Below are 26,132 nucleotides of genomic sequence, written 5' to 3'. Positions count from 1 at the left end.
TTGAATTTATTATTGTATGTTATACTATAAAAAAACATATTATCAAAGGAGAGATAGTAATGGATGAATTAATAAAAAACATAGAAAAAGCAAAAGCAGTAGATTTTGACAGTTTAGTAAGTTGTAATGATGGTCAAATTGAGACAGTTACTATGGCACAAAAAAAAGGAGTTGGAGTTACAGCTCTTGCATTTGGAAAAGGAGAAGGAGTTGGACCACATACAGCTAAAGGCGATGCCATGATATATATTCATGAAGGTATTGCATCAGTAAAAGTAGGAGACAAAGAACTTGAAGCTCATAAAGGACAGCTTGTAGTAATGCCTGCAAATATTCCACACCAAGTAACTGCAAAAGAAAATATGAAAATGCTTTTAATAGTTGTAAAAGAGGATTAATATATGAAATTTTTAAGAAACATAAAACCTTATGAACCGATAAAACTTGGTGATATGATTACACATAGTGGGAAAAAAATTGCAAGTAAATCGTTAATAAATAATGATAAACATGAAATAAGATTCTTTTCATTTGCTAAAGGTGAAGATATAGATAAGGAATTTTATGAAATGGAATCAATATTTATAGTAATTGAAGGAAAAATAAAGATATCATATAAGGAAACTGATGAAGTTATCGCAAATGAAGGAGATATTTTAGCTCTTGAATCAGGTGTGCCATATGGAGTAGAAGCGTTAACAGATGCTAAAATTTTAAATATACTTATAAGCGATATCTAAAAGATAGAAAAGAGAGTTATTGAACTGAAATTATAAATGCAACAAGTAATAAAGCATAAATTAATTTGGTTTAGTGACTCTTTTTTATACATAGAAATTTATAAAAATTTTTAAACTGAAACCTATCATACCAAGAAATTGAACGGAATGAAAAGGCTAAAGTGTTGTCCATGAAGTGAGGGTGGCAAAACCATTTTATTCTAAAATTAAATTCTTCTTAAATAGACCCCAACTATTTTATTATAACATAAAAAAATTTTCAAAAACAGTCTGTATTTTACTATTGAGGGGTAATATAATGTATACAAGATAAGAAATACAAATAAAAAGTAAACATCATTCTTACCTTAAATATAAAGGACGAGGGGATGGTACCAGTGTACTATTTAATTTAACCCAGTGTTTTTAATATTAATGAAAGGAGTGAGTGAAAAATTCATCTAATAGTTAATTTAAAAAAACAATAGTAAGATAGAAATGCAGATATCAATGTATTTAGTAAATGAGCGTAATAAAGGCATTAAGAGATCTGAAATTGCACATAAGATTAGAGATTAGATATGAAGATGAAAGTTTTTATAAGGGGATGATACCGATGTACAATTAGTAATAAAGTAATATTATATAGTTGTGCAGGGAGCTGATAATAGGTCTTATCAATTTTAAGAAGTTTTCAAAAATATTTTGGAAGAGGAGGATGAGTTGATTTGTTTTATAAATTAAAAATTGATTAGTAGTAAGAAGGTGAGTCCAATGCAATAGTTAATAGTTAATGAGGTGTATTAAAATTAATAATTTAATAAGTATTAGAATAATATAGATAGCTGTATGTGATGTAAGTAATCAGATGCAGCTATTATTTTTTTTCTAAAATATATGAAAGTGTAATAAAAAAGATTTAATATTTAAACATATTTAGTTTTAACTCTAAATTCCTTAAAAATTTAATGAAAATATTGATTTGTTTATTAAAACAATATTATAATTACTTATTTTAACATGTAAAGGATAATCAGTGATTATTGTCTATTTTTCTTCTTGAAACTAAAATAGGAGATAGAGGTGTAAAAATAATATTGATAAGGTTAGAAAGTAACTCTAATTATTCAATGATTATTGATGGAGAAAAGTGATGAAAAGTGGATTATATTTTATGAATCATTGTATTGACATTATAAAAGTGAAGTAATAAAAATAAAAAATAGAGAGTCAGATAATAATATAGTGATAATACCAATATATATTATGTTATATAAATTGAAAACAAATGTAATAATAAATATAGCAAGGTATTTGTCATAAAGAAATGCTGAATTAATTAGAAAAAAAGTTCTAAAATATGGACAAAAAGATTATATATATAAATAAATTATAAGTAAAAAGATTAAAAAACTATTTACATTATTGTAGGAAATGATATAATACAACAGGTAGGACAATTAGTCTCACAACATGTATTTCTATTCTTAATATAGAAAGCATATTATAATTTATTAATCGAAAATAGGTAGAATCTATTAATAAATAGGTTCTACTATATTTTTAATCAAATAGTATTAATATTTATTTGGACGGAGAGTGTACATAAGAAATGAGAAGATTAATATTAGTAACATCACCACCAGCATGTGGTAAAACATTTATTTCAAAAGAAGTATCTAAAGCTCTTAAACCAATTGTTTACTTAGATAAAGATACTTTAATACCATTATCTAATCAAGTATTTAAAGCTGCAGGAGAAGAAATTAACAGAAGTTCTGATTTCTTTGAAGAAAACATAAGGAATACTGAATATGAAGTAGTAATTGATTTAGCGATTGAAGCTTTAGATTATTGTGATACAGTATTGATAAATGCTCCATTCACAAGAGAAATAAGAAATCTTGAATATATGGACAATTTCAGAAAGAAGCTTCTTGAACATGATTGTGAACTAGTAGTTATCTGGGTTGAAACTGATAAAGAAGTTTGTCATCAAAGAATGATAGAACGTAATTCAGAACGTGATACTTGGAAACTAGAAAACTGGGACAAGTACATATCAGGAATTAATTTTGAAAAGCCAGAAGGAATTCCTGAATTAAGAGTATTTAAAAATTCATCTATGGAAGAGTTTAATGAATCAATGAAAGAATTAGTTGAATACTTTAAAAACTAATACATATGACAATATTATTAAAAAAATTTTTTAAATAACTATTCATGGTAATAAATACAATTATCATGAATAGTTTTTATATTATATTGCTTAAAAATAAATTATATATGTTGTGAGATTAAAATTTATATGATATATGTAAAAGTATAAAAGAAATATTATAAAGATTTTATTTTTGAAATTGTACATTATTAATTGCAAGTATTATTATAAAATTTTTGTACAATAAATATATGTAATTTTTTGATAAAAAAGTTAAAAATGAAAAATAAAATGGAAGAAATATAACAAATGAAAACTTTTTCTAAAGTAATTAATTTGATAATATAACAAAAAATTTAAAAAATCTTGCAAAAGTAAAAAAATATTTATATACTTAGAATAAACAAATGAAAATATAAACAACGTTCGGATGAAGATGGTGGGAGAGTTATTATTAAAAAATAATACACCGAAGAGGGAAATCTTTCAGGTATTAGGACCGCCATTGGACGAGCCTCTGGAGAGACTTATCAGGATAGGCACCGAAGGAGCAAAGTTAAATAATACTTTATTTAATTGAAACTCTCAGGTAAAAGGACAGGGGAAAAAGGCATTAACAATTATAAAAATTAACTATTAATTGAATAAATGTCCAATTCTCCTCCAAATATTAATTAGGGGGATTTTTTTATGTTATTATCAAATTTATTAGCTGGAAGTACTGCAGTTCAGGATGTATTCCAAAAGATTGACGATATTGTCTGGGGACCACCATTATTGGTTCTTTTAGTTGGAACAGGTATATACATGACAATACGTTTGAAATTGTTGCAGGTATTTAAATTGCCATTAGCATTAAAATATGTGTTTGGGAAAGATGAGGAAAAAACAAATGATGCAGCTCATGGTGATGTATCGAGTTTTGGAGCATTATGCACAGCGTTATCAGCAACTATTGGAACTGGTAATATAGTTGGAGTAGCAACTGCAATAACAGCAGGTGGACCAGGTGCATTATTGTGGATGTGGCTTGCTGCATTTTTTGGAATGGCAACAAAATATTCAGAAGGTGTTCTTGCAATAAAATATAGAGAAAAAGATGAAAATGGACATATGGCAGGTGGGCCAATGTATTATATACAAAATGGATTAGGAATTACATGGCTTGCTAAGTTATTTGCTTTATTCGGAATTGGAGTTGCACTTTTTGGAATAGGTACATTTGGGCAGGTAAATTCCATTGCAGCAGCAGCTGAAAGTTTTAATATACCATTGATAGCAACAGCTGTTGTTGTGACAGTATTAGTTGCAATGGTAACTTTAGGTGGAATAAAGAGAATATCAAAGTTTTCAGAAAAAGTTGTTCCATTTATGGCTGGAGCATATATTGTGGGTGCAATATTAGTTTTAGTAGTTAATTATAATTTAATATTACCAGCAATATCATTAATAATACGAAGTGCATTTAATCCAAGTGCAGTAGGTGGTGGTGTTTTAGGTATTACTGTTGGAATGGCGATTCAAAGAGGTGTTGGAAGAGGTGTATTCTCAAATGAATCTGGTCTTGGAAGTGCACCAATAGCAGCAGCAGCAGCAAAAACAAATTCAGCTGTAAGACAAGGTCTTATATCAATGACAGGTACTTTTTTTGATACAATAGTCATATGTACCATGACAGGACTTGCGATAGTTATAACAAGTGGTGACACAGGAATTTTTACACCTGGATCTAACCTTGCAGGGGCACAGGTGACAACAGCAGCATTTGTAAACTCTATTGGAACAGTAGGAAAATATATAGTTAATGTAGGATTGGTATTCTTTGCTTTTACTACAATTCTTGGTTGGAACTATTATGGCGAAAGATGTACCCAATATTTATTTGGAGTTAAGGCTATAATGCCATATAGAATAATTTATATAATTTTTGTAGCAGTTGGACCATTTCTTCCATTAGAACTTATATTTATAATAGCTGACATAGTTAATGGATGCATGGCATTTCCTAATCTAGTAGGACTTATAGGTCTTAGAAAAGTTGTAATTAAAGAGACAGAAGAATATTTTAAAAATCTTAATGAAGAAAAACAAAATTGTGTAGATATATCAGAAGAAATAATATAAAATTTCATATTTATGTTATGATATAGAATAGTAAAATTGAGCTGTATATTTTATACAGCTCAATTTCTTTATATTTTTGTGCAAGAGTGTTATATGATAGGTGTTAATACTTTATGTAATATCTCTTTTCATTTTCTATAACAGGAATTGAATTAATTGATATTTCATCAATTCTTGAAAAATTATTTCCTTTTTTTATAGTAGTTATGAATTTATCTACAGTTTCTTTTGAACCTTGAATTTCTATTTGTACTCGTCCATCATGAAGATTTTTACACCAGCCAGTAAGATTTAGAGTACTTGCAGTAAGTTGCGTAAAAAATCTGAAACCTACACCTTGAACTTTGCCAGCTGTTAAAATAGAATATCTTATCATAATTGCTAACCCTCCAATATTTAAATTTTAATTGAAAATGATATTTAAAAAGAAAAAATAATAAATTATTGATAAATATTTATTTGTATATTTGATAAACAGGTGCAATAATAGTATTGGAATTTTATAAAATTTCTACTAAAATTATATCATAACAAGATAATTATACTAATATAAATATATAAGGCTTTATATATTTTGTTAAAATGGAGTATAATGTTAGAGCAATTGGAAATAATATTTAAATGTGAAATTATAGCATAAATGGAGGGCAATAATATGATAGAGAGAAGTATGGTATTAATTAAACCTGATGGAGTAGAAAGAAATATTATAGGAAATATTATAAGTGTCTATGAAGATAATGGATTAAAGGTACGTCATTTAAAACTTATGCAGACAACAAGAGAAATTGCAGAAAAACATTATTCACAGCATAAAGGAAAACCATTTTACGAAGAATTAATAACTTTTATAACAAGAAGTCCTTTGGTTGCAATGATACTTGAAGGTGAAGATGCTATAAGCAGAATACGTCAACTTAATGGAGCTACAAGTCCGGATGATGCAGCACCAGGAACTATAAGATTTAGATATGCAAGAAGCAAGACAGAAAATTGTGTGCATGCATCAGATAATGCGGAAAGTGCAAAAGAAGAAATATCATTATGGTTTCCAGAAGTTAATGATTAGGAAAATTTAGATTATATTTTTAATCCAAAAGACTATCAAAATAAATTAATATTTTGATAGTCTTTTTCATTTTAGTTTGCAGTTTTTATATTCATCCATGCTTCATCATAAAGCTTTAATGAGTCTCCTAAGTCAACAAATACTTCACATTTATCCAAAGTTGATTTAGAAGGATATGCACCTTTATTATTTTTAGTATCGTCATCTAATAATTCATAAGTTTCAGTGTTAGGTGTTGAATAACCTATATAGTTAACATTTTGAAGACCATTTTCAGGATCACATAAGAAGTTTATAAGTTTTTCAGCATTTTCTTTGTTTTTAGCATCTTTTGGTATAACCATAGCATCAAACCATTTGTTAGTACCTTCATCTGGAATTACAAATTTTAACTTTGGATTTTCACTTATTATGTATGCAGCATCACCAGACCATACAGGAGCAATTGCTGCTTCTTCTTGAATCATCTTATCTTTTACTTCATCTACATAATATAAAGGATCCATAGTCTGTTTTTGTTTGATTAACTCTTGAGTTGCGGCAGCTATTTCATCAGGATTAGTACTATTTATAGAATAACCTGCTTTTTTTAGCCCTATAGCAAGAGTATCTCTCATAGAATCAAACATTATAAGTTGTTTATTGTTATATTTTGTATCCCAAAGAATATCCCAGCTTGTAACTGGTTCAGTAACTATATCAGGGTTATATACAATACCTATAGTTCCCCACATATATGGAACTGAATATTCGTTATTTGGATCATAAGATAGATTTTTGTAATCATCTCCAATATATTCGTAATTAGGAATGTTATTAAAGTCTATTTTTTCTACCATATCTTCTTTAGCCATTTTTTCAATCATATAATCAGAAGGAATTACTAAATCATAACTTCCTGGTGAACTTTTTAATTTTTGGTACATTATTTCATTTGTATCATAAGTTGAATAATCAACTTTTATTCCAGTTTCTTTTGTGAATTTGGATAATAAATCTTCATCTATATAATCACCACAATTATAGAAATATACTACACCATTATTTTCGCTGTTTCCTGAATTTCCACATCCAGTAAATAAACTCATACCAAGTAAAGACATTAGAGCTAGGGCTCCAAAACGCTTAAATTTAAACAATATTATCACCTCTTATATATTTAATTAATATTATTTTCAGCATTATTTTGTTTCTTATTCACAATCAACAGTAATGCAAGCACTGTTATAAACAATAAAGTAGAAAGTGCATTAATTTCAGGTTTTATACCACGTCTTGCCATTGAATAAATTTCTATGGAAAGATTAGTTACTCCAGGACCTGTAGTAAAGAAACTTATTACAAAATCATCTATTGACATCGTAAATGCCATAAGAAATCCAGAAAATATCCCTGGTTTTATTTGAGGAATTACAACTTTCCATAATGCATAAAGTGGAGGTGCACCTAAATCTGATGCAGCATCTAATGTATTTTCAGGAAGCTGTTTTAGCTTTGGAAGAACAGACAATATTACATATGGAATATCAAAAGTAATATGGGCCAAAAGCATTGTTATAAAACCAAAATTAAAGTTTAAAAATATAAACAAACTCATAAGAGCAATACCTGTAACAATATCTGGATTTAAAACAGGAAGATAATTTATATTTAAAATTAAAGTTTTTAATTTATTATTCATCTGAGAAATTGCAATAGCAGTTATAGTACCGACTGTCGTTGCTATTATTGAAGCAAGCAGTGCAATTAATATAGTATAGTATAAAGCAGACATAAGTCTGTTATTATTAAAAAGTTCTTTATACCATTTTAATGTGAAACCAGTCCATTTTCCCATTGTTTTAGATTCGTTAAATGAGAATATTATTAAAGTGACAATAGGAGAGTATAGGAACAAAAATATGATAAATAAATAAGATTTTTTAATAAAGTTTTCAAGTCTGTTTACCACAATTGTGAGCCTCCTTCTTTGTCAGAACCAGTATCAAATTTTGATGTTAGGGCCATAAATATAAGTATTATTATCATCATAAAAATTGATATTGCAGAACCAAAATTCCAATCACCCATTGTTGTATATTGTTGTTCTATAAGATTTCCAAGAAGCATGTATTGTCCACCGCCAAGAAGTCTTGAAATTACAAATGTAGAAACGGCAGGCATAAATACCATTGTTATACCTGAAAATATTCCAGGAATGCTTAATGGCAATATTATTTTTATGAAAATATTTATTTTATTTGCACCTAAGTCTGCAGCAGCATTTATTAAGTCATGATCCATCTTTATTAGTATTGTATACAAAGGAAGTACCATGAAAGGAATAAAATTATATACCATACCTAAAAGAACTGCTCCATCATTATACAAGAATGATATTGGAGCTATTCCAAACTTGCTAAGAAGGGTGTTTATAATACCTGTCTTACCAAGTATAGGCATCCATGCATAAGTTCTTAAAAGGAAATTCATCCACATTGGAAGTATGAAGAGCATAATTAAAAAATTACGTCTGCTTACTTTCATTTGAGAAATTATATATGCAACAGGATAACCTATTACAAGACATAAAATTGTTGAAATAAATGCAAGCCATATTGATCTTGTAAATATACTGAAATATTGTGAACTCATAAGTCTTGTATAGTTATCAAGAGAAAATGAATAACCTGAACTTGTTTTTACTGTAAAACTAAAAAACAGCACTATAAGTAATGGAATTATTATAAAAATTGCACTCCAAGCAAAATAAGGATACGCCGCTATAGGCGTTTTTTTCTTAGTCATTTTGATCACTCTTTTTCATAATATGTATATCTTCAGGATAAATATCTAATCCTATGTTTTTTCCAACTTCAGCTGATTTTGTATTGTGGATTATAAATTCATAAGTATCTGTTACAACAACCATTTCATAATGAACTCCTTTAAATACAATAGAAGTTACTTGCCCTTTAAGCATTCCATCTTTTTCATCTACTATTTTTATATCTTCAGGTCGTATTACAATATCAACAGGCTCATTATCGTTAAATCCTTTATCAACACATTCAAATTTTTTATTACAGAATTCTACTTCAAAGTCTTTAAGCATAATTCCATCAATTATATTGCTTTCACCAATAAAATCTGCAACAAAGGCATTAGCTGGTTCGTTATATATGTCTTCAGGAGTTCCCATCTGTTGAATTATACCTTTGTTCATTACAATTATTGTATCAGACATTGTAAGAGCTTCTTCCTGATCATGTGTTACAAATACAAAAGTTATGCCTACTTCTTTTTGTATTTTTTTTAATTCTATCTGCATTTCTTTTCTGAGCTTTAAATCAAGGGCACCTAAAGGTTCATCGAGAAGCAGTATTTCTGGCTTATTTACAAGAGCTCTTGCAATGGCAACTCTTTGTTGTTGACCTCCGCTTAATGAGTCAACTTTTCTTTTTTCAAAGCCATCTAAAGCAACAAGATGAAGCATTTTTTTTACTTCAGCTTCAATTTGAGTTTTTGGAAGTTTTTTTAATTTTAGACCAAAAGCTATATTGTCAAAAATATTCATGTGTGGAAATAATGCATACTTTTGAAATACAGTGTTTACCTTTCTTTTATATGGAGGTAATGCAGAAATATCTTCATTTTTAAATATTAATTCGCCAGAATCTGCGCTTTCAAATCCCGCAATTATTTTTAATGTAGTAGTTTTACCACATCCGCTTGGACCTAAAAGAGTAAGGAATTCATCTTTTTTAATATTTAAAGATAAATTATTTAATACTGTATTGTCACCATAAGCTTTATTTATATTTCTTAATTCTATAATGTTTTGGCTCACAAAAACCACCTCTTTCTATTGTTTAAAATGATGGGGGAGTACTTATCCATATAACTTTAGCTGGTGATTTACCAGTGTTTTCAATATAGTGTGTTACTTTTGCTTTATAATAAAAGCTTTCCCCTTTTTTGACTTTATATTTTTTTTTGCCTAAATGAAGAATTATAGTTCCAGATAATACATATCCAAATTCTTCTCCTTCATGAGGTTCTTCTTCAATATATTGTCCACCTGGTTGAAGCGTAATCATAATTGGCTCCATTTCATTTTTTTGTGCATTTGGAATAAGCCACATAAGAGAATATTTTAAGTCGTCATCATCTTTTTCAAACATATCATCTTTTGTATAGGTAACTTTTTCCTCTTTTGAATCGCTGAAAAAATCAGGAAGGTTAGTTCCTAAAATTTCAAGAATATCTATTAGAGTAGCAATAGATGGTGAAGTTAAATCATTTTCAACCTGTGAGATAAATCCCTTTGAAAGTTCACATCTATTTGCAAGCTCTTCCTGTGTTAATTGTTTTTCCATTCGGAGTATTCGAATTTTTTCTCCGATCTGCATAAAATTCACCTACTAACAATTTATAATAATCACTTTTACTAAACTATAAGTTTAAAATTACTAAACAAACAATGATATTATATATACTTTAAATAGAAAAATCAATATATTTTTTAGATTATGATATAAAATTTAATAATTTATAGTAAAATTACAGTAATAAAATAAATAAAAATAGGAAAATGTGGCTTATTAGGCCGCATTTCCTATTTCCATTCGGTTACATTTTTTAATTCTGGTATAGAAGATGATTTGAATACAGGATCTTTGATTCCAGCTTTTTTCTGCATTCTATAGTCATCAAGTGCTTTGAATGCAAATTTTCCTAAAAGAGCAATTGCAATGAGATTTGTGATAGCCATTAATCCCATGATTAAATCTGCAAGATTCCAGACAATATTCATGTTTACTGCAGCACCAAAAAGAATCATAAGTGCAACGCATATTCTGTATATTACTAGATATATTTTTTTCTTACTTAGAAATTCTATGTTTGCTTCTCCGTAATAATAATTTCCAACAATTGAACTGAAAGCAAAGAGAAGTACACAAATAGCAATAAATATACTTCCAAAGTTTCCAATTTGAGAACTTAAGGCATTTTGAGTTAACTGTATTCCAGTAAGTCCGCTTGATAAATCAATATCAGATAGAAGAATTATAAAAGCAGTACAGCTGCAGATTATTATAGTATCAGTAAATACGCCTAAGGTTTGGATTAATCCTTGCTTTACAGGGTGAGATACATCTGCAGCAGCTGCTGCATTAGGAGCGCTTCCCATTCCAGCTTCATTTGAAAAAAGACCTCTTTTTATACCTATAAGAAGAGCACTTCCAAATCCCCCTCCAACAACCTGCTTTAATCCAAAGGCACTCTCTATTATTGTAACTATAAGTTCAGGTATTTTATTTATATTAATTATAACAACAAATAATGCAACTAAAATATATGCTACTGCCATTATAGGAACTATTATTTCTGATACTTTTGCAATTCTATGTATACCACCAAATATTATTATTAAAGTAATTAATGAGAGTATTATTCCAACTATAAACCTGTTTATTCCAAATGCTTCATTTAATGCAAGTGAGATGGTATTTGACTGAACCGAATTAAAAACAAGTCCAAAACATATTGTTATGAGTATTGAAAATATTATTCCCATCCATTTCATATTGAGGGCTTTATCCATATAATAAGCAGGTCCTCCAATATATGTTCCTTTACCATCTGATTGTTTATATATCTGAGCAAGTGTAGATTCAACAAAACTTGATGCAGAACCAATAAGTGCTATAAGCCACATCCAGAAGACAGCACCAGGTCCTCCAACAGAAATTGCAATAGCTATTCCAGCAAGATTACCAGTACCAACTCTTGAAGCAGTACTTATGCAGAAGGCTTGAAATGATGAAACAGAGCCTTTTTCTTTTTTGGATGAAGCGCCATCAGCAAGAAGTCTAAACATTTCTTTGATATATCTAAATTGGACAAAATTTGTTTTAAAGGAGAAATACAAACCTAAAAGTATTAAAGGAGCTATTAGTATATAAGTCCATAATATATTATTGGATATATTTATAAAAGAATTTAATTTTTCAATAATGTTATTAAACATTTATAAAACCTCCTGAATATTAAAATGCGATTTTTAATTATAAAATGATAAAAAATATCAAAATTATTCTATCTGATAAATAACTAAAATGCAAGAATTTAAGTTAAAAAATTCATAAAAGAGTATTTTATAAGTGTAAAATAGCTAAAAAATGAAATTTATTTATTTATGAGATTTAAAGTTGAAAGAATTATATAAAATAAAATTCATATGGATATATATTGGCAATTATGTTTTTACATTTCAAGTTTTGTATTTTATATCCGGCAAATAAATTTTAATATTACAGATATAAATTGAAGAGTTTTTATATTAATATATATAAAAAATGTACATATAACATATTGCATATCAATTGGGATTATGCAAAATTATAGTATACAATATATATTAATAATTGATTGAAAACTTTTGAAAAGAATAAGAAAGAAGCTGTCGCACAAAGATTAAATCATATCTTATATAGTATTAAATAACTTAATTAATCTACTATATGTGGCATTTAAACTTTTTAATGCAACAGCTTCTTTCTTATTTTAATTTATAGGTGTTATTATTGGATTCTCTTCTTGTGTAGGAGGTGGCAGTACATCTTCATGGCCTTCAGTTGGATCTACTGCAGGTCCTCCTGTATGAGCATTATTGTTGTCATTATTATTATTGCTATTATTATTATTATTATTATTATTATTATTAGTTGTATTGTTATTTTCAGAAACTGTAGATTCATTTGAATTTGCAGATGCGTTTGTGTCAAATCCAGAAGGAACTACCATATAATAATCAGCAGTAGCTGGATTAGGATTATCTTTTTTGATGAATATTGAGTTCCTCATTAAAAAGGATGGTGTTCCAGGTGTTGCAAGCTTATTATTTAATCTGTTTATGTTAGCTGAAACATGAGTTTTGCAGGTTTCTGTTGGTTCTGTACCTTCTGCAAATAATTCTTCATATACTCGGCTTCCTCTTGGGTCATTTGCACATAAATTACCAGGTAAAAGTCCAGAATCCTTACATACATCAACTTTTACAATATCAGAAGGTTGTTCTAATTCTTTTATATCAAGACCTTCATGAGCTTTTTGCATTAAAATTCCCCATATTTTAGCACAAGAACTTGAACCACCGATAAGTTTTGTTGGGTTATCATATCCAAGCCATACAGATCCTGATAAATAAGGTGTAAGTCCTGCAAACCATAAGTCACAAGAATCTGATGTTGTACCTGTTTTACCAGATACAGGCATATCTCCCCACTTTGCAGGGGTACTTGAATAATAAGTTACTGGTCCTTTTAACATATCATACATGATATATGCAGTTTCTGGAGTGAATACATCTTCGCTATGTGTATTCTGGTTATCCAATATAGTTTTTCCAGATGAATCTACCACTTTAGTGTAAAGAGAAGGTCTGATATATTCACCATCATTACCAAATGTACCAAATGCTCCAGCTAATATATAAGTATTACCACCATCAGGGTCTTTAGGATCATTGTTGAATTGTCCTAAAGCTAATGATGCAATTGAACTTTTGGATTTTTCATTATATTTTAATCCAAGTTTTTCTCCGTATTCAACTCCAGTTTTAGTGCCAAGCATATCTTCAACAAGTACTGCAGCTGTATTTTTAGAGTATGTCAAAGCTTCTCTTGCAGTCATAAGTCCATTATAAGTAAAGTCTGAGTTAGCAGGATCATAATGTTTTCCACCATTAAGTTTATTTTCAGGAAGTGGAGCATCATCAATAGGAGTAGCTGCTGTTATTACTTCTTCATTTATTGCAGGGCCGTATACAGTTAAAGGTTTTGTTGTAGAACCTATAGGTCTTAATGCGTTATAAGCTCTGTTTGTTGATTGAGGCTGTTGTTTACCCCTGCCTCCAACCATAGCAAGAACTTCACCATTTCTATAATCAACAATTGTAGCTGATGCCTGAAGTAAGGGAACGCCGTTATTGTCATAAGCTTCAGCATTACCTAAACCTAGATTTTTATAATTATCAAGAGTTTTCTGAGTAAAATCCTGTAAGTCCCTATCCATAGTTGTATAGATTTTTAAACCACCATTGACAACTAATTTTGAAACTTCTTCATCAGTATAGTGGTATTTTTCCTTTAAATCCTGTTTTACTTGAGAAACAGCAGGATATACAAACCATTCATAATTTAAATTGTAATCTTGCTTGCTTTTTTTAAATACAAGACCTCCATTACGTACATCATTTATAGCTTTATTACATTCATCAGCACTAATATACCCATTTTGCTGCATCATGCTTAAAACTGTAATTGTTCTGTTGATATATGGAGTTGGGTCTTTTATGTTATTTTCATTATAAGCACTATAAGTTGTTGGAGCTTGAGTTATACCAGCAAGATAAGCACATTCGATTAATGATAAATCAGAAGCATTTTTACTAAAATATAAAAGTGATGCAGCTTCAACACCATAAACCTGACCACCAAGTGGAATTGTATTTAAATATGCTGTTAATATTTGATCTTTTGTTAATTTTTTTTCAAGATTGATAGCTAAATAAATTTCTTTAATTTTTCTCTCAATAGAAACATCATTGGTTAATATTGTGTTTTTCAATAATTGTTGTGTTAATGTAGAAGCACCATGAAGTCCTTTTTTTCCAGTCAATATCTTTCTAACATCTAATATAGCTGCACCAGCAATTCTTTGAATATCTATTCCATGATGTGAGTAAAATCTTTCATCTTCAATAGAAACAAAAGCATTCTTCAAATTTGCAGGCATTTCACTGGAATCAATAACATAACGTTCTTCATCTGTATGAAGGTTATCCATAAAATTGCCATTATTATCATATAGACTTGACGGCTGATTTAAAGATAAAACATCATCAACATTTAAAGGCGGTGTTGTTTTAATAACAGCAAAAGCATAACCTGCAGCCATTACAAAAACAGCTAGGAAGCAGAAAATAAGACCAAAGCAGATGCCTTTAAAAATCTTTTTGCCATTTCCGTGTTTTGGCTTCTTTCTACTACGAGGAGAGCTTTTTGTTTGCGTTGAGTTGTTAACTGCCATTTTATCCTCCTAAAATTTTAAGGTTATAAAAATAATATTTTATATCATTATAGCATATTTATAGTATGAGTAAATCATTAACTCGCTATAAGGATGTTGATATGGAATACTATACAAAACGTAAAAACTATAGATTTATTAAGGTTATTTTGCTAATTATAATTATATTTGTAATATTTAATATATTCATAGTATTTTTTGATAAAAGAGTATTGCCATCAATACTTGAAATCAGTAACATAATGGCGAAAAATCAAGCATTAAATATTATTAATGAAAAGAGCATAGAAATATTGAATGAAGATTTCAAATATGATGAAATGATTAGAATTCAAAGAGATAATGAAGGTAATATAAATCTTATACAAGCTGATAATGTTAAGCTTAACTATATTGCAGCTAAGTTATCTAATGAATGCAATAAAGAATTTGAAAATATGAAAGATGTTAAAATCAGTGTTCCCTTAGGATGGAGCAGTAATAGAAGTATATTTTATAGAATAGGTCCGAATATAAATATGTATATAGAGCCTATAGGAAATATAGAAACAAGTTATGAATCAAAATTTGAAAGTGCAGGAATAAATCAGACACGTCATAAAATTTATCTTAATATAACTGCTCAGATAAGAATGAAAATGCCCATAGCTAATCAGGAAACAACCGTAACGACTCAGGTTCCAGTCAGTGATACTATTATAGTAGGAAAGATACCAAACATGGCATGGTCAATTGAAAATGAACATTAATAAGGAGCTGATGCATTAAATATTATAACCACTATAATCAGTACTATTCTTTAAAGAGTGAATACTGATTATAGAAAATTTAATATTGATACATCAACTCCAATATTTTTAATTTAAATATTAATTAGAATTTTTAGACTTCCCAATTGAATACATAAGGAACGTTTCTATAAAAATCACCATAATTAAGACCATATCCAACAACAAACACATCTTCAATTTCAAAACAGCAGTAATCAGGTTTGATTTCTACTTTTCTTCTAGATGGTTTATCAAGAAGTACACAAGTTTTTACTGAAGCTGGATTTAATTTTTTTACATGTTCAACAACAAAATCCATTGTTATACCAGTATCAACAATATCATCAACAATAAGAACATCCCAACCTTCAATGTTGTCAGGAATATCGTTTACTACTTTTACTGTTCCAGATGAAGTTTCACTATGACCATAGCTTGATGTAGTCATAAAGCCAACTTTAACATTTAAATCAATTGCTCTCACAAGATCAGCAGCATAAACAAAGCTTCCTCTTAATAATGAAAGAACATAAAGATTTTTTCCTTTATAATCTTCTGTTATAGTTTTTCCTAAATCTTTGATTCTAGTATTTATTTGTTCTTCAGAAAAAAGAATATTACGTTTCTTATCTTCCATATTATAAAAACTCCTTTAAAAATAATTTGTTATTTATCAATTTTTATGTATACAATAGATATAGCTTAGATAATATGCTCTAAATATTAATACATAATATCAAAGAAATCTTGTAAAGATTTCATCATTAATTGTTAATTGGAATATATATTCAAATTATTATAGTGATAAAAGTCTTTTTGTAGAAAACATATATTTTTTGTACATAAAAAATTTTCGAAAAAATATATGACAAAAATTTTATACAAAAATTTCACATAAAAACATTAAACTATTAATTGTCAAAAAGTCATAAAAATATACAAAATATTCATATTTTAAGACGAGATTTATATTTAGTTTATGTTGTAATTAATGAATTAATAGTATAAAATTATATGAAAGTTGTCAAGATAGCTTATATGAGGTGATTTTATGATAGAGGGAAATATAGAAGGAGTCAGAAAAACTCTGATTGATGAATTAGAAAGAATTTATTCAATAAGAACACTTAAGGATGAAATATGTAATATAGAAATTTTAAATATAATTTCAAGAGTTTCAGGAATTATTGAAAGAGAAGTAAGTGTAGCAATAAACAGAAAAGGAAATGTTACTGCTGTGGCAATTGGAGATTCAACATCTGTTGAAGTTCCAGTAATAAATATAGAGGAAAAAAGACTTGCTGGAGTAAGGGTGATTCATACCCATCCAAATGGATACTGTAATCTTTCAGCATTAGATTTTACTGCTCTTTTAAAGCTAAAACTTGATGCAATTGTTTCTGTAGCTGTAATAGATGGAAATATAGTGGATTTTTCATTGGGAATGCTGACTCTTTATAATAATAAATTAGAATATGAAGAAAAGAGTAATCTTTCCTTAAATGATATAATGTCTGTCAATATATTAGATAAAATTAAGTTTGTAGAAAATCTTATAAAAACAAATGATGTTGTTGAAGATACTGAAGAAAAAGCTATACTGGTTGGTTCAGATACAAGAGAAAGCCTTGAAGAATTGAAAGAGCTTACAGAAGCTTGTAATATACCAGTTTTAAATACAGTTTTTCAAAGCAGAAATAAAATTGATGCAGCTTTCTATATAGGAAGAGGAAAAGTTCTTGAAATTGCATCTATGAGACAAGTTGAAAGAGCAAATGTTGTAATATTTGATGATGAATTATCTGGTTCGCAAGTCAGAAATCTTGAAGCAGCAATAGGTGCAAAAGTAATTGATAGAACAACTTTGATACTGGAAATATTTGCGACAAGAGCAAAAACCAAAGAAGCAAAAATACAAGTTGAACTTGCACAATTAAAGTATAGATTGAGCAGGCTTCAGGGACTTGGAACTATACTTTCAAGAACTGGAGGAGGAATAGGTACAAGAGGACCTGGAGAAAAGAAACTTGAAACTGATAGAAGACACATAATGGAAACAATATATGATTTAAGATCTGAACTTAAAAAGATAAAGAAGACAAGAGAAGTTCAAAGGGAAAAAAGGAATAAAGAAAATATACCAAAAGTATCTCTTGTAGGATATACCAATGCAGGAAAATCAACACTTAGAAATGCATTATGTGAACTTGCAGCCAAAAAGGAAAATAAAAATAAAGAAAAAGTATTTGAAGCAGATATGCTCTTTGCAACATTAGATACAACAACAAGAGCTGTAACATTAAAAAACAAGGGTGTCATAACATTGACAGATACAGTTGGATTTGTTAGAAAACTTCCACATGATTTAGTAGAAGCGTTTAAATCAACTCTTGAAGAAGTGATTTTTTCAGATTTATTATGTCATGTTATAGATACTTCAAGTGATACTGCTATAGAGCAGTATATTGCAGTAAATGATGTTTTAGCAGAACTTGGAGCAATAGATAAAGAAACTATAATAGTTCTGAATAAAATTGATAAGGCGTCAAAAGAGCAGATAGACAAGATTAAAGAAGCGTTAGAAGAAAATCATGAAGTTATAGAAATTTCAGCAGCATTAGGCACTAATCTTGAAAATCTTCTTGAAGTTATTGAAGATAAGCTTCCTTATAATTATAGAAAAGTTGAATATTTAATTCCTTATGAAAAAGGAGATGTTCAGTCATTCCTTCATAGAAATGGCAGGGTTTTTGAAGAAGATTATAGAGAAAATGGAACTTATATGTGTGTAGAAGTTGATGATGAAGTCTATAATAAAACTGTACAATATATCATTAATAATTAGTACTCAATTATAATAAATAGATTAAAATATACCCCTGGATTATTTCCTGGGGTATTATTTGTAATAAGAGAAGAAAATATTGTATAATGTATTTGTTTTATAGACGGATTTGAGAATATATAAAAGAAATAAGGTGAACCTAACATGTTGAAAGCAATACTTGAATATCAGAAAGCATCTGAAAAACTTATTAATTCTCTTAAAACCAATAGAAAGGTATTGGCTATATTTGCATTTGGAAGCATTGTCAGTGGAGATTTATGGCAGGAGTCCGATATTGATATATTTACTGTTTATGAAGATCAATTTTATACTATAAGGGATGTTCATTCTGAAGTTCTTGATATACCTGTTCATATGAAAATTGTAAGTAAACAAAAGTTTATAGAATTGTATGAGAATAATGGAAAAAAAGGTGAAATAAGAAATATGCTTACTTCATCAAAGCTTGTATTTTCAAGGGATGAAGAAATAGAAGTGATATTTAATGAAGCAAAATACAGTATGGATAAATTTACTGAAATGTGGAATCTTGTTTATCTTGGAAAGCTTATAAGAGATTTAGGAGTAAGTAAAAAGTATTTATATAATAATAAATTAATAACTTCATTTGAAGTTCTTATAAGGGCATTAGACAGTTTTTCAAAATTATATCTGAATTTAAGCGGGTATACAGTGAGTAAAGATGCTATAAAAATGACAATGAACCTTAATAATACATTCAATACACTTGTTAACAATCTTATAAAAAAAGATTTAAAATCAGAATATATAAGTGAAGTCATTAATTATATTGATGATTATGTAGTTGCAAATATAAGAATTGCTTCAAGGGTTCTTTTAGATTATTTAGAGGAAAAAGGTACATATTTAAGTTCATATGAAATAAAAAAAGATGAGAAGTTTAATCAGTTCAATATAAAGATAGAGGAAATATTAAAGATGTTATTTAAGTATGGTTTAATTGAAAAAAAATCAAGAAAACTTGATCTTCCAGTAAGAGAAAAACTTCTCAATGAAAATGTATATGCATATGTAAGTTATAAATGATTTTGCTTTAGGGGGAAGATTTTATGGTTCTTTATGATGATTTTAAATTTGAAAGTGAAATACCTAAATATATTCAGGTTGCTGATTATATAAAATCATTAATTGACAAAAAGCAGATTAGAGATGGTGATAAGCTTCCAACAATAAGAGCTCTATCAGAAAAACTTAATGTAAATAATGTGACTATTGTAAATGCATACAACAAACTTAAAAATGAAGGCTATGCATATCAAAAAATAGGAAGTGGAAGTTATGCGAAAAGAAAAGAAGTATCTTCTACATTTAGAAAAGAATATCTTAATACATTAAAGAAGATAACTTCAGAAAAAAATGGAGATATAATAGATTTTACTGGAGAAACAAATGAAGAAGTATTATTTCCTATAAATGAATTTAAAGAAATAATAAATGATGTTTTAGAAAGAGATGGTTCTAAAGCATTAATTTCTCATGATAGAAGCGGATACCCTAATTTAATTTATACAATAAATAAAGTGTTTTGGGAAGATAAACTTGAAAATGATTCTATACTTGTTGTTTCAGGAGCTCAACAGGGTATTGATATTGCTTCAAAGAGTATACTAAACATAAATGATAATGTAATTGTTGAAAAACCTACATATGTCGGAGCATTATCTGTATTTAAATGGAGGAAAGTAAATCTTTTTGAAGTACCTATAAATAAAGATGGAATTGATTTAAAAGCATTCGAAAAAATTCTCCAAAAAAATGAAATAAGATGTTTTTATACTATGAGTTATTTTCAGAATCCAACAGGCGTAAGCTATAGTGTAAAGAAAAAAAAGCATATTTTAGAATTAGCAGAAATATATGATTTTTATATTATTGAAGATGATTATCTTTCAGAGCTTATATATGATAATTCATTGGAATATGTACCATTTAAATGGCTTGATAAATATGACAGAGTTATATATATAAAGAGTTTTTCAAAAATATTCCTTCCAGGAATAAGACTAGGATATATTGTTGCTCCTAAGAAATTTAATGAAGTATTAAGAAATTCAAAGCATAATACAGATATAACTACATCAAGCCTTATGCAAAGGGCACTTGATATGTATATTGCAGAAGGAAATTGGAAAGACAACATTAATGAATTGAATATTGAATATAGTGAAAGATATTATCTTATAAAGAATATTTTAGATAATCAATTTAGAGATCTTGTAACATATGTAGATCCTAAAGGCGGTCTTAATTTTTATATTACACTAAAAAATAAGGAAATAGATAGCAAAGTTATTTTTAAAAGACTTAAGGCTAAGGATGTATATATAACTCCAGGAAATGTATTTTATATGTCACCTGATGAGGGACAAGATTCATTTAAAATTTCATTTTATCAAGTTAATAAGCAAAAAATAGAAAAAGGAATGGAACTGCTAAAGGAAGAAATAATGGCAGAGATGAAGAAACATAGTTAAATTGTATTTGTGTATTGATTTATAACAGTTTATATTGTTTTAAGAAGGAGAGAAATAGATGTCGTATATTACTATAAGAGGTTTGGGCGAAGACAGATTTGAAGAAAAGAAATCTGAATTTATAGGATATGCCAAAAGAGTTGAAAATGAAGAAGAAGCAAAAGAATTTATTAATGAAATAAAAGCACTTCATAAACAGGCAAGGCATAACTGCTGGGCATATGTAATAGGAGAAAATATGGGGATACAAAGATATTCAGATGATGGAGAGCCCCAGGGAACAGCAGGAATACCAATACTTGAAGTTATGAAAAAGAGCAATGTTACAGATTGTGCTGTAGTTGTTACAAGGTATTTTGGAGGAATACTTTTAGGGACTGGAGGACTTACAAGAGCATATACAAAAGGAGCCAGTATTTCAATAAAGGCTGCTGGAATAGTTGAAAAGGTAAAAGGTCTTAAAATAAGCTTTGAGATGGATTATGATCTTTTTGGAAAAGTTCAATATATCTGTGGACAAAATTCATGGCATATTGAAGATACAGAATATACAGATAAAGTAATAGTTCATATACTATGTGAGGAAGCTGTTGCAGAAACTATTGAAGGAGAGATTGTAGAAGCTTCTAGTGGAAAAGTAATTGTGAGAAGAAGTGAAGAAGGAATTTATTTTAAAGAAGGAAATAAATTGTATGCACAGATTTAATGTGAAAATTGTAAATAATGTAAGCGTAATTGTGAATTAACATAAAATGTGATATAATTTTTGAGGAATTTTGTATTTTAATAAAACATAAGAGTTTCATTAATAAGGTTATTATTTATAACATTATTGTAATATATTTACATGTTAATAGATTAAGGAGGAAATACCATGTCAGGACATTCAAAATGGCATAACATACAAGCAAAGAAAGGTAAAGCTGATGCTAAGAGAGGAAAAATCTTTACTAAAATAGGTAAAGAATTATTAGTTGCAGCTAAAAATGGAGGACCAAATCCAGACACAAATGCAAAATTAAGAGATATAATAGCAAAAGCCAAGGCTGCTAACATGCCTAATGATACAATTGCAAGATCATTAAAAAAAGCTGCTGGTGAGTTATCATCTGTAAACTATGAAAGCATAGTTTATGAAGGATATGGACCAAATGGGGTTGCTGTAATAGTTGAAACATTAACAGACAATAAAAACAGATCAGCTGGGAATGTAAGAAGTGCATTCACAAAAGGTGGCGGAAACATGGGAACTCAAGGATGTGTAGGTTTCATGTTCCAAGAAAAAGGTGAACTTGTAATAGAAAAAGACGGCAGAGACGAAGACGAAATGATGATGATGGCTTTAGATGCAGGAGCAGAAGACTTCAATGCAGATGAAGACGAAGTATTCGTAGTAACAACTGCACCAGAAGATTTCGGAAGCGTACGTGAAGCTTTAGAAGAACAAGGAATAGAATTCTTAGAAGCAGCAGTTAAGATGATTCCAGATACATACACTGCAATTAATGAAGAAGATGCTAAGAAGTTCCAAAAGATGTTAGATTTACTTGATGATGATGATGACGTTCAAGAAGTTTACCACAATGCTGAATTCCCTGAAGGATGGGAAGAATAGGGCGCTTAGAGGTACTCTAAAAACGAAAATATCGTTGGATAATGGTATACTTATTTAAAATTTACACTTTCGATATTGATATACATAGTGTGTCAATATCGAAAGTGTTTTTTTGTTGCTTCCATACTTAAAGTTGAATTATTTAATGAATACATCAGTATTAACTATTTATCAAGGTATATGTTTTTATAAGTTAAAAGGAATTAATTTCTTTAGTAGCAATATAATTGATTATTTTAGCGAATGGCTAAAATTAAATATCTGACCTTTTTACTATCAAGTAAAATACAGAAATTTTGAGTAATTATTATAGAAATAAGGATAGCTAATAATATAAAATTTTAAATAAAAATATTTACATATATTCAAAAAAGTGTTGATTTTGTAAATAAAAGTAAGTACAATAATAATATAAGAATTAATAAAAAAACAATAAGTTTTTACAAAGCTGCAATTAAAAAATAATCTGAAGAATAAAAAATAATATTATTGTAGTATAAGTCATATTAAAGCAGGTGAAAAAATGGATTTTTTATTTATAGGCATTATAGGATTGATTATAGGCAGTTTTTTGAATGTGTGTATTTATAGAATACCTCGGGAAGAATCTATTTCATATCCACCATCTCATTGTGGAAACTGTAATCATAAACTAGGTCCATTAGATTTAATACCACTTATAAGTTATGTTTTTTTAAAGGGAAGATGCAGATATTGTAGAGAAAAAATTTCTGTAAGATATCCACTTATAGAAGGATTTAATTGTATTTTATATTTAATGGTATATATGAAATATGGATTTAGTGTGTATACAATAAAATTTTGTATATTATGTTCATTATTAATTGTAATAGGCTGTATTGATTATTTTACACAAGATGTGTATATATCAACAACAGCATTCGGAGTAGTAACAGGAATAATATTTATAGCAGTACAGATTATTATTTATAAAGAAGGTGCGGTGAATCTGATTCTTGGAGGACTTATAGGCGCAGTAATAATAGGTCTGATAGTTTTCCTAACTGGAGGAATGGGAGAGGGGGATATAGAAATAGCAGGAGTTTGTGGATTATTTCTAGGAACCAAGCTCATATTATTAACATTGTTTATATCAATAATAATAGGAGGGGTTATAGGAATTATTATTATCGCTTTAAAGCTTAAGAACAAAAAAGATTCTATGGCATTTGGACCATGTATAGCATTTGGAGCCATAGTAGCCATGTTATTTGGAAATGAGCTTATTGATATTTATTTGAAATTATTTATATAAGATATGAATAATTAAAATATCAACAAAGATATATTAAAATCTGCAATATATTGTTTGAAATTGGGTTTTACTATAAATATAGTGATTATTGAATTTAGTAGACATAATAATTATTAATTTAAGAAAAACATCATTACAGGAAGGTGTCTAAATTGGCAGTAGAGAGAAAAAGATTAGGGGATATTCTTGTGGGAGCAGGAATAATAAGTGAAAATCAATTAATGGAAGCTTTAAAGGTTCAGAAGGTTTTAGGAAAAAATTAGGGGAAATCCTTGTGGAACAGAAAATTGTTACAGATGATCAGATAATTGATGCAATAGCTACACAGACAGGAATTGAGAAAGTTGATTTAAATACTGTTGATTTTGATAGAAAAGCTAGTACATTAATTTCTCAAAAGCTGTGTGAAAAATACACATTGATACCATTTGGCTTTGAAAATAACAGAATAAACGTGGCATTATCAGATCCATTAAATATATTTGCAATAGATGATGTTACTATTGCTAGTGGGTTTGAGATAGATAATTATATATCTAAAAAAGAAGACATAAAAAAATTTATTGAAGTTTATTACAGTAGTCAGCAGATATCTAAAGCAGCAATGCAGCTATCCAAAGAAAGTGCTGAAAGTAAATCATCAAATGGGAAAAATAATATAGAAGAAATGGATGATGTAAAAAATGCACCAGTTGTCAAAATGGTTGACTATCTTTTTAGAAATGCAATAGAAATGAAAGCGTCAGATATTCATATTGAACCGTATGAAAGAGAAATAAGAATAAGATATAGAATTGATGGACGTCTTCAGATTATAAACAGGCTTTCACCAGAAAGTTTAGGACCTCTTGTTACAAGAATAAAAATTCTTGCAGGATTAAACATTGCTGAAAAAAGGATACCTCAGGATGGAAGAATCGTGGTAAATATGGAATCTGGAAAACCTAATGTGGATTTAAGGGTTTCAATACTTCCTGTCGTGTATGGAGAAAAAATTGTTATAAGAGTTCTTAATACAGGAAATAATAATATAACCAAAGAACAGCTTGGAATGACAAAAGAAAATATGAAAAAATTAGACAATATTATAGGAAATCCGCATGGAATAATTCTTGTTACAGGACCTACAGGAAGTGGTAAATCTACAAGTCTTTATGCTGTTTTAAAAGAGCTTAATAATGAAAGTGTCAATATAATTACAGTTGAAGATCCAGTTGAATACATTCTTGAGGGAGTAAATCAAGTTAGTGTAAATAACAAAGCAGGACTTACTTTTGCAGAGGGACTCAGAAGTATATTGAGACAAGATCCTGATATAGTTATGATTGGAGAAATAAGAGATAATGAAACTGCTGAAATTGCAACTAAAGCGGCTATAACAGGACATCTTGTTTTAAGCACACTTCATACAAACGATGCTCCATCTTCAGTAATAAGATTATGTGATATGGGAATACAGCTATATCTTGTTGCTACATCTGTTGTTGGAATAATGGCACAGAGACTTGTGAGAAAAATATGTCCAAAATGCAAGGAATCATATATGGCAAATGATTATGAAAAAGAAATATTAGGGATTGATAAAGGAATTGAGCTATATCTTCATAGAGGAAAGGGCTGTACTTATTGTAATGGTACAGGCTATAAAGTAAGAGTTGGACTTTATGAAATTATGGAAGTTACAAGAAAACATAGAGAAGCAATAATTTCAGGAGCAAGTGCTGATGAAATTAGAGATATATATGTGGAAAATGGAATGACTACTTTAGGGGATGAATGTAGAAGGCAGGTGCTTATGGGAGTGACTACTATAAGTGAAATGGTTACAATTACTTTAATAAAAGAAGCATAACTTAATTGTTATATAAAATTAGAGGAAAAATTTTCAGAATATTATTAATATAACTATAATAGTGCAAAAATGCTTGAATAATTTTACAACTGAATAAAATAAAAAACATTTATGATAAATCCTTGTTA

The 26,132-nt window shown here is 28.5% G+C and carries 21 protein-coding genes, 1 pseudogene and 1 riboswitch; of the genes and pseudogenes, 13 read left to right on the top strand and 9 right to left on the bottom strand.

The features are described 5' to 3' along the window. Positions 1 to 59: 59 nt before the first annotated feature. From Q0F58_RS08880 to Q0F58_RS08865, 4 genes are all read left to right on the top strand, one after another. Positions 60 to 398 (top strand): cupin domain-containing protein, encoded by a 339-nt coding sequence (locus Q0F58_RS08880; protein ID WP_294375217.1) that lies wholly within the window; start codon positions 60 to 62, stop codon positions 396 to 398. A gap of 3 nt (positions 399 to 401) precedes the next feature. Beyond that, entirely contained in the window at positions 402 to 740 is a 339-nt protein-coding gene (locus Q0F58_RS08875; RefSeq protein ID WP_294375215.1) for a cupin domain-containing protein, read from the top strand. A gap of 1,591 nt (positions 741 to 2,331) precedes the next feature. Then, positions 2,332 to 2,898, top strand: coding sequence for an AAA family ATPase (locus Q0F58_RS08870; protein WP_294375212.1), 567 nt, complete (start codon positions 2,332 to 2,334; stop codon positions 2,896 to 2,898). A gap of 489 nt (positions 2,899 to 3,387) precedes the next feature. After that, a riboswitch (glycine riboswitch) is annotated at positions 3,388 to 3,491 on the top strand. Positions 3,492 to 3,570: 79 nt separating this feature from the next. Continuing rightward, positions 3,571 to 5,004, top strand: a complete 1,434-nt coding sequence (locus Q0F58_RS08865) for a sodium:alanine symporter family protein (protein ID WP_294375209.1) — start codon at positions 3,571 to 3,573, stop codon at positions 5,002 to 5,004. 103 nt (positions 5,005 to 5,107) lie between these two features. On the opposite strand, the gene Q0F58_RS08860 is transcribed toward Q0F58_RS08865, so the two are convergent. After that, positions 5,108 to 5,380, bottom strand: coding sequence for an acylphosphatase (locus Q0F58_RS08860; RefSeq protein WP_294375206.1), 273 nt, complete (start codon positions 5,378 to 5,380; stop codon positions 5,108 to 5,110). 279 nt (positions 5,381 to 5,659) lie between these two features. Between Q0F58_RS08860 and ndk the strand changes: the two genes are divergently transcribed. After that, positions 5,660 to 6,073 (top strand): nucleoside-diphosphate kinase, encoded by a 414-nt coding sequence (gene ndk / locus Q0F58_RS08855; RefSeq protein ID WP_294375203.1) that lies wholly within the window; start codon positions 5,660 to 5,662, stop codon positions 6,071 to 6,073. Positions 6,074 to 6,144: 71 nt separating this feature from the next. On the opposite strand, the gene Q0F58_RS08850 is transcribed toward ndk, so the two are convergent. The 7 genes from Q0F58_RS08850 to Q0F58_RS08820 all read right to left on the bottom strand — a co-directional run bounded on the left by Q0F58_RS08850 (position 6,145) and on the right by Q0F58_RS08820 (position 15,148). After that, complete coding sequence (locus Q0F58_RS08850; protein WP_294375199.1) at positions 6,145 to 7,212, bottom strand: PotD/PotF family extracellular solute-binding protein; 1,068 nt, start codon at positions 7,210 to 7,212, stop codon at positions 6,145 to 6,147. Positions 7,213 to 7,232: 20 nt separating this feature from the next. Further along, positions 7,233 to 8,024 carry an ABC transporter permease gene (locus Q0F58_RS08845; RefSeq protein ID WP_294375196.1) on the bottom strand — a complete coding sequence of 264 codons (792 nt, stop codon included), beginning with the start codon at positions 8,022 to 8,024 and terminating at the stop codon, positions 7,233 to 7,235. Beyond that, positions 8,018 to 8,860, bottom strand: coding sequence for an ABC transporter permease (locus tag Q0F58_RS08840; RefSeq protein ID WP_294375193.1), 843 nt, complete (start codon positions 8,858 to 8,860; stop codon positions 8,018 to 8,020). Before Q0F58_RS08840 ends, Q0F58_RS08845 begins: the two co-directional genes overlap by 7 nt. Further along, a complete protein-coding gene (gene potA / locus Q0F58_RS08835; protein ID WP_294375190.1) occupies positions 8,853 to 9,902 on the bottom strand; it encodes a spermidine/putrescine ABC transporter ATP-binding protein in 1,050 nt (349 codons plus the stop codon). Before potA ends, Q0F58_RS08840 begins: the two co-directional genes overlap by 8 nt. Before the next feature lie 22 nt (positions 9,903 to 9,924). Further along, entirely contained in the window at positions 9,925 to 10,464 is a 540-nt protein-coding gene (locus Q0F58_RS08830; protein ID WP_294375185.1) for a helix-turn-helix domain-containing protein, read from the bottom strand. Between the two features lie 206 nt (positions 10,465 to 10,670). Further along, positions 10,671 to 12,071 (bottom strand): sodium:alanine symporter family protein, encoded by a 1,401-nt coding sequence (locus tag Q0F58_RS08825; RefSeq protein WP_294375220.1) that lies wholly within the window; start codon positions 12,069 to 12,071, stop codon positions 10,671 to 10,673. 551 nt (positions 12,072 to 12,622) lie between these two features. After that, the gene (locus Q0F58_RS08820; RefSeq protein ID WP_294375183.1) at positions 12,623 to 15,148 is read right to left on the bottom strand and encodes a transglycosylase domain-containing protein; all 2,526 of its coding nucleotides are present in this window, start codon (positions 15,146 to 15,148) and stop codon (positions 12,623 to 12,625) included. Between the two features lie 101 nt (positions 15,149 to 15,249). Between Q0F58_RS08820 and yunB the strand changes: the two genes are divergently transcribed. Further along, entirely contained in the window at positions 15,250 to 15,897 is a 648-nt protein-coding gene (gene yunB / locus Q0F58_RS08815; protein ID WP_294375180.1) for a sporulation protein YunB, read from the top strand. 133 nt (positions 15,898 to 16,030) lie between these two features. On the opposite strand, the gene hpt is transcribed toward yunB, so the two are convergent. Continuing rightward, a complete protein-coding gene (gene hpt / locus Q0F58_RS08810) occupies positions 16,031 to 16,555 on the bottom strand; it encodes a hypoxanthine phosphoribosyltransferase (protein ID WP_294375178.1) in 525 nt (174 codons plus the stop codon). Positions 16,556 to 16,969: 414 nt separating this feature from the next. Here hpt and hflX point away from each other — a divergent pair, with 414 nt between their 5' ends. The 7 genes and pseudogenes from hflX (at position 16,970) to Q0F58_RS08775 (ending at position 26,004) form a co-directional block, all read left to right on the top strand. Beyond that, positions 16,970 to 18,763 carry a GTPase HflX gene (hflX, locus tag Q0F58_RS08805; protein WP_294375175.1) on the top strand — a complete coding sequence of 598 codons (1,794 nt, stop codon included), beginning with the start codon at positions 16,970 to 16,972 and terminating at the stop codon, positions 18,761 to 18,763. Positions 18,764 to 18,907: 144 nt separating this feature from the next. Further along, positions 18,908 to 19,813 (top strand): nucleotidyltransferase domain-containing protein, encoded by a 906-nt coding sequence (locus Q0F58_RS08800; RefSeq protein WP_294375172.1) that lies wholly within the window; start codon positions 18,908 to 18,910, stop codon positions 19,811 to 19,813. Positions 19,814 to 19,836: 23 nt separating this feature from the next. Continuing rightward, entirely contained in the window at positions 19,837 to 21,261 is a 1,425-nt protein-coding gene (locus Q0F58_RS08795; RefSeq protein WP_294375169.1) for a PLP-dependent aminotransferase family protein, read from the top strand. Positions 21,262 to 21,319: 58 nt separating this feature from the next. Continuing rightward, positions 21,320 to 21,967, top strand: a complete 648-nt coding sequence (locus Q0F58_RS08790; RefSeq protein ID WP_294375167.1) for a YigZ family protein — start codon at positions 21,320 to 21,322, stop codon at positions 21,965 to 21,967. Between the two features lie 168 nt (positions 21,968 to 22,135). Further along, positions 22,136 to 22,876, top strand: a complete 741-nt coding sequence (locus tag Q0F58_RS08785) for a YebC/PmpR family DNA-binding transcriptional regulator (protein ID WP_294375165.1) — start codon at positions 22,136 to 22,138, stop codon at positions 22,874 to 22,876. Positions 22,877 to 23,399: 523 nt separating this feature from the next. Continuing rightward, entirely contained in the window at positions 23,400 to 24,152 is a 753-nt protein-coding gene (locus tag Q0F58_RS08780; protein WP_294375162.1) for an A24 family peptidase, read from the top strand. Between the two features lie 152 nt (positions 24,153 to 24,304). Continuing rightward, a pseudogene (locus tag Q0F58_RS08775) lies at positions 24,305 to 26,004 on the top strand (GspE/PulE family protein). Positions 26,005 to 26,132 lie beyond the last annotated feature (128 nt).

The sequence above is a fragment of the uncultured Clostridium sp. genome, from assembly GCF_934754915.1.
Lineage (GTDB): Bacteria > Bacillota > Clostridia > Clostridiales > Clostridiaceae > Clostridium.
This window is presented reverse-complemented; position numbering and strand designations above follow the sequence as displayed.

What these genes read in the sequence shown, in the direction of transcription:
- Q0F58_RS08880 (WP_294375217.1), top strand. Translation starts at nt 60, where the DNA reads ATGGATGAATTAATAAAAAACATAGAAAAAGCAAAAGCAGTAGATTTT.
- Q0F58_RS08875 (WP_294375215.1), top strand. Translation starts at nt 402, where the DNA reads ATGAAATTTTTAAGAAACATAAAACCTTATGAACCGATAAAACTTGGT.
- Q0F58_RS08870 (WP_294375212.1), top strand. Translation starts at nt 2,332, where the DNA reads ATGAGAAGATTAATATTAGTAACATCACCACCAGCATGTGGTAAAACA.
- Q0F58_RS08865 (WP_294375209.1), top strand. Translation starts at nt 3,571, where the DNA reads ATGTTATTATCAAATTTATTAGCTGGAAGTACTGCAGTTCAGGATGTA.
- Q0F58_RS08860 (WP_294375206.1), bottom strand. Translation starts at nt 5,380, where the DNA reads ATGATAAGATATTCTATTTTAACAGCTGGCAAAGTTCAAGGTGTAGGT.
- ndk (WP_294375203.1), top strand. Translation starts at nt 5,660, where the DNA reads ATGATAGAGAGAAGTATGGTATTAATTAAACCTGATGGAGTAGAAAGA.
- Q0F58_RS08840 (WP_294375193.1), bottom strand. Translation starts at nt 8,860, where the DNA reads ATGACTAAGAAAAAAACGCCTATAGCGGCGTATCCTTATTTTGCTTGG.
- Q0F58_RS08830 (WP_294375185.1), bottom strand. Translation starts at nt 10,464, where the DNA reads ATGCAGATCGGAGAAAAAATTCGAATACTCCGAATGGAAAAACAATTA.
- Q0F58_RS08820 (WP_294375183.1), bottom strand. Translation starts at nt 15,148, where the DNA reads ATGGCAGTTAACAACTCAACGCAAACAAAAAGCTCTCCTCGTAGTAGA.
- yunB (WP_294375180.1), top strand. Translation starts at nt 15,250, where the DNA reads ATGGAATACTATACAAAACGTAAAAACTATAGATTTATTAAGGTTATT.
- hpt (WP_294375178.1), bottom strand. Translation starts at nt 16,555, where the DNA reads ATGGAAGATAAGAAACGTAATATTCTTTTTTCTGAAGAACAAATAAAT.
- hflX (WP_294375175.1), top strand. Translation starts at nt 16,970, where the DNA reads ATGATAGAGGGAAATATAGAAGGAGTCAGAAAAACTCTGATTGATGAA.
- Q0F58_RS08800 (WP_294375172.1), top strand. Translation starts at nt 18,908, where the DNA reads ATGTTGAAAGCAATACTTGAATATCAGAAAGCATCTGAAAAACTTATT.
- Q0F58_RS08795 (WP_294375169.1), top strand. Translation starts at nt 19,837, where the DNA reads ATGGTTCTTTATGATGATTTTAAATTTGAAAGTGAAATACCTAAATAT.
- Q0F58_RS08790 (WP_294375167.1), top strand. Translation starts at nt 21,320, where the DNA reads ATGTCGTATATTACTATAAGAGGTTTGGGCGAAGACAGATTTGAAGAA.
- Q0F58_RS08785 (WP_294375165.1), top strand. Translation starts at nt 22,136, where the DNA reads ATGTCAGGACATTCAAAATGGCATAACATACAAGCAAAGAAAGGTAAA.
- Q0F58_RS08780 (WP_294375162.1), top strand. Translation starts at nt 23,400, where the DNA reads ATGGATTTTTTATTTATAGGCATTATAGGATTGATTATAGGCAGTTTT.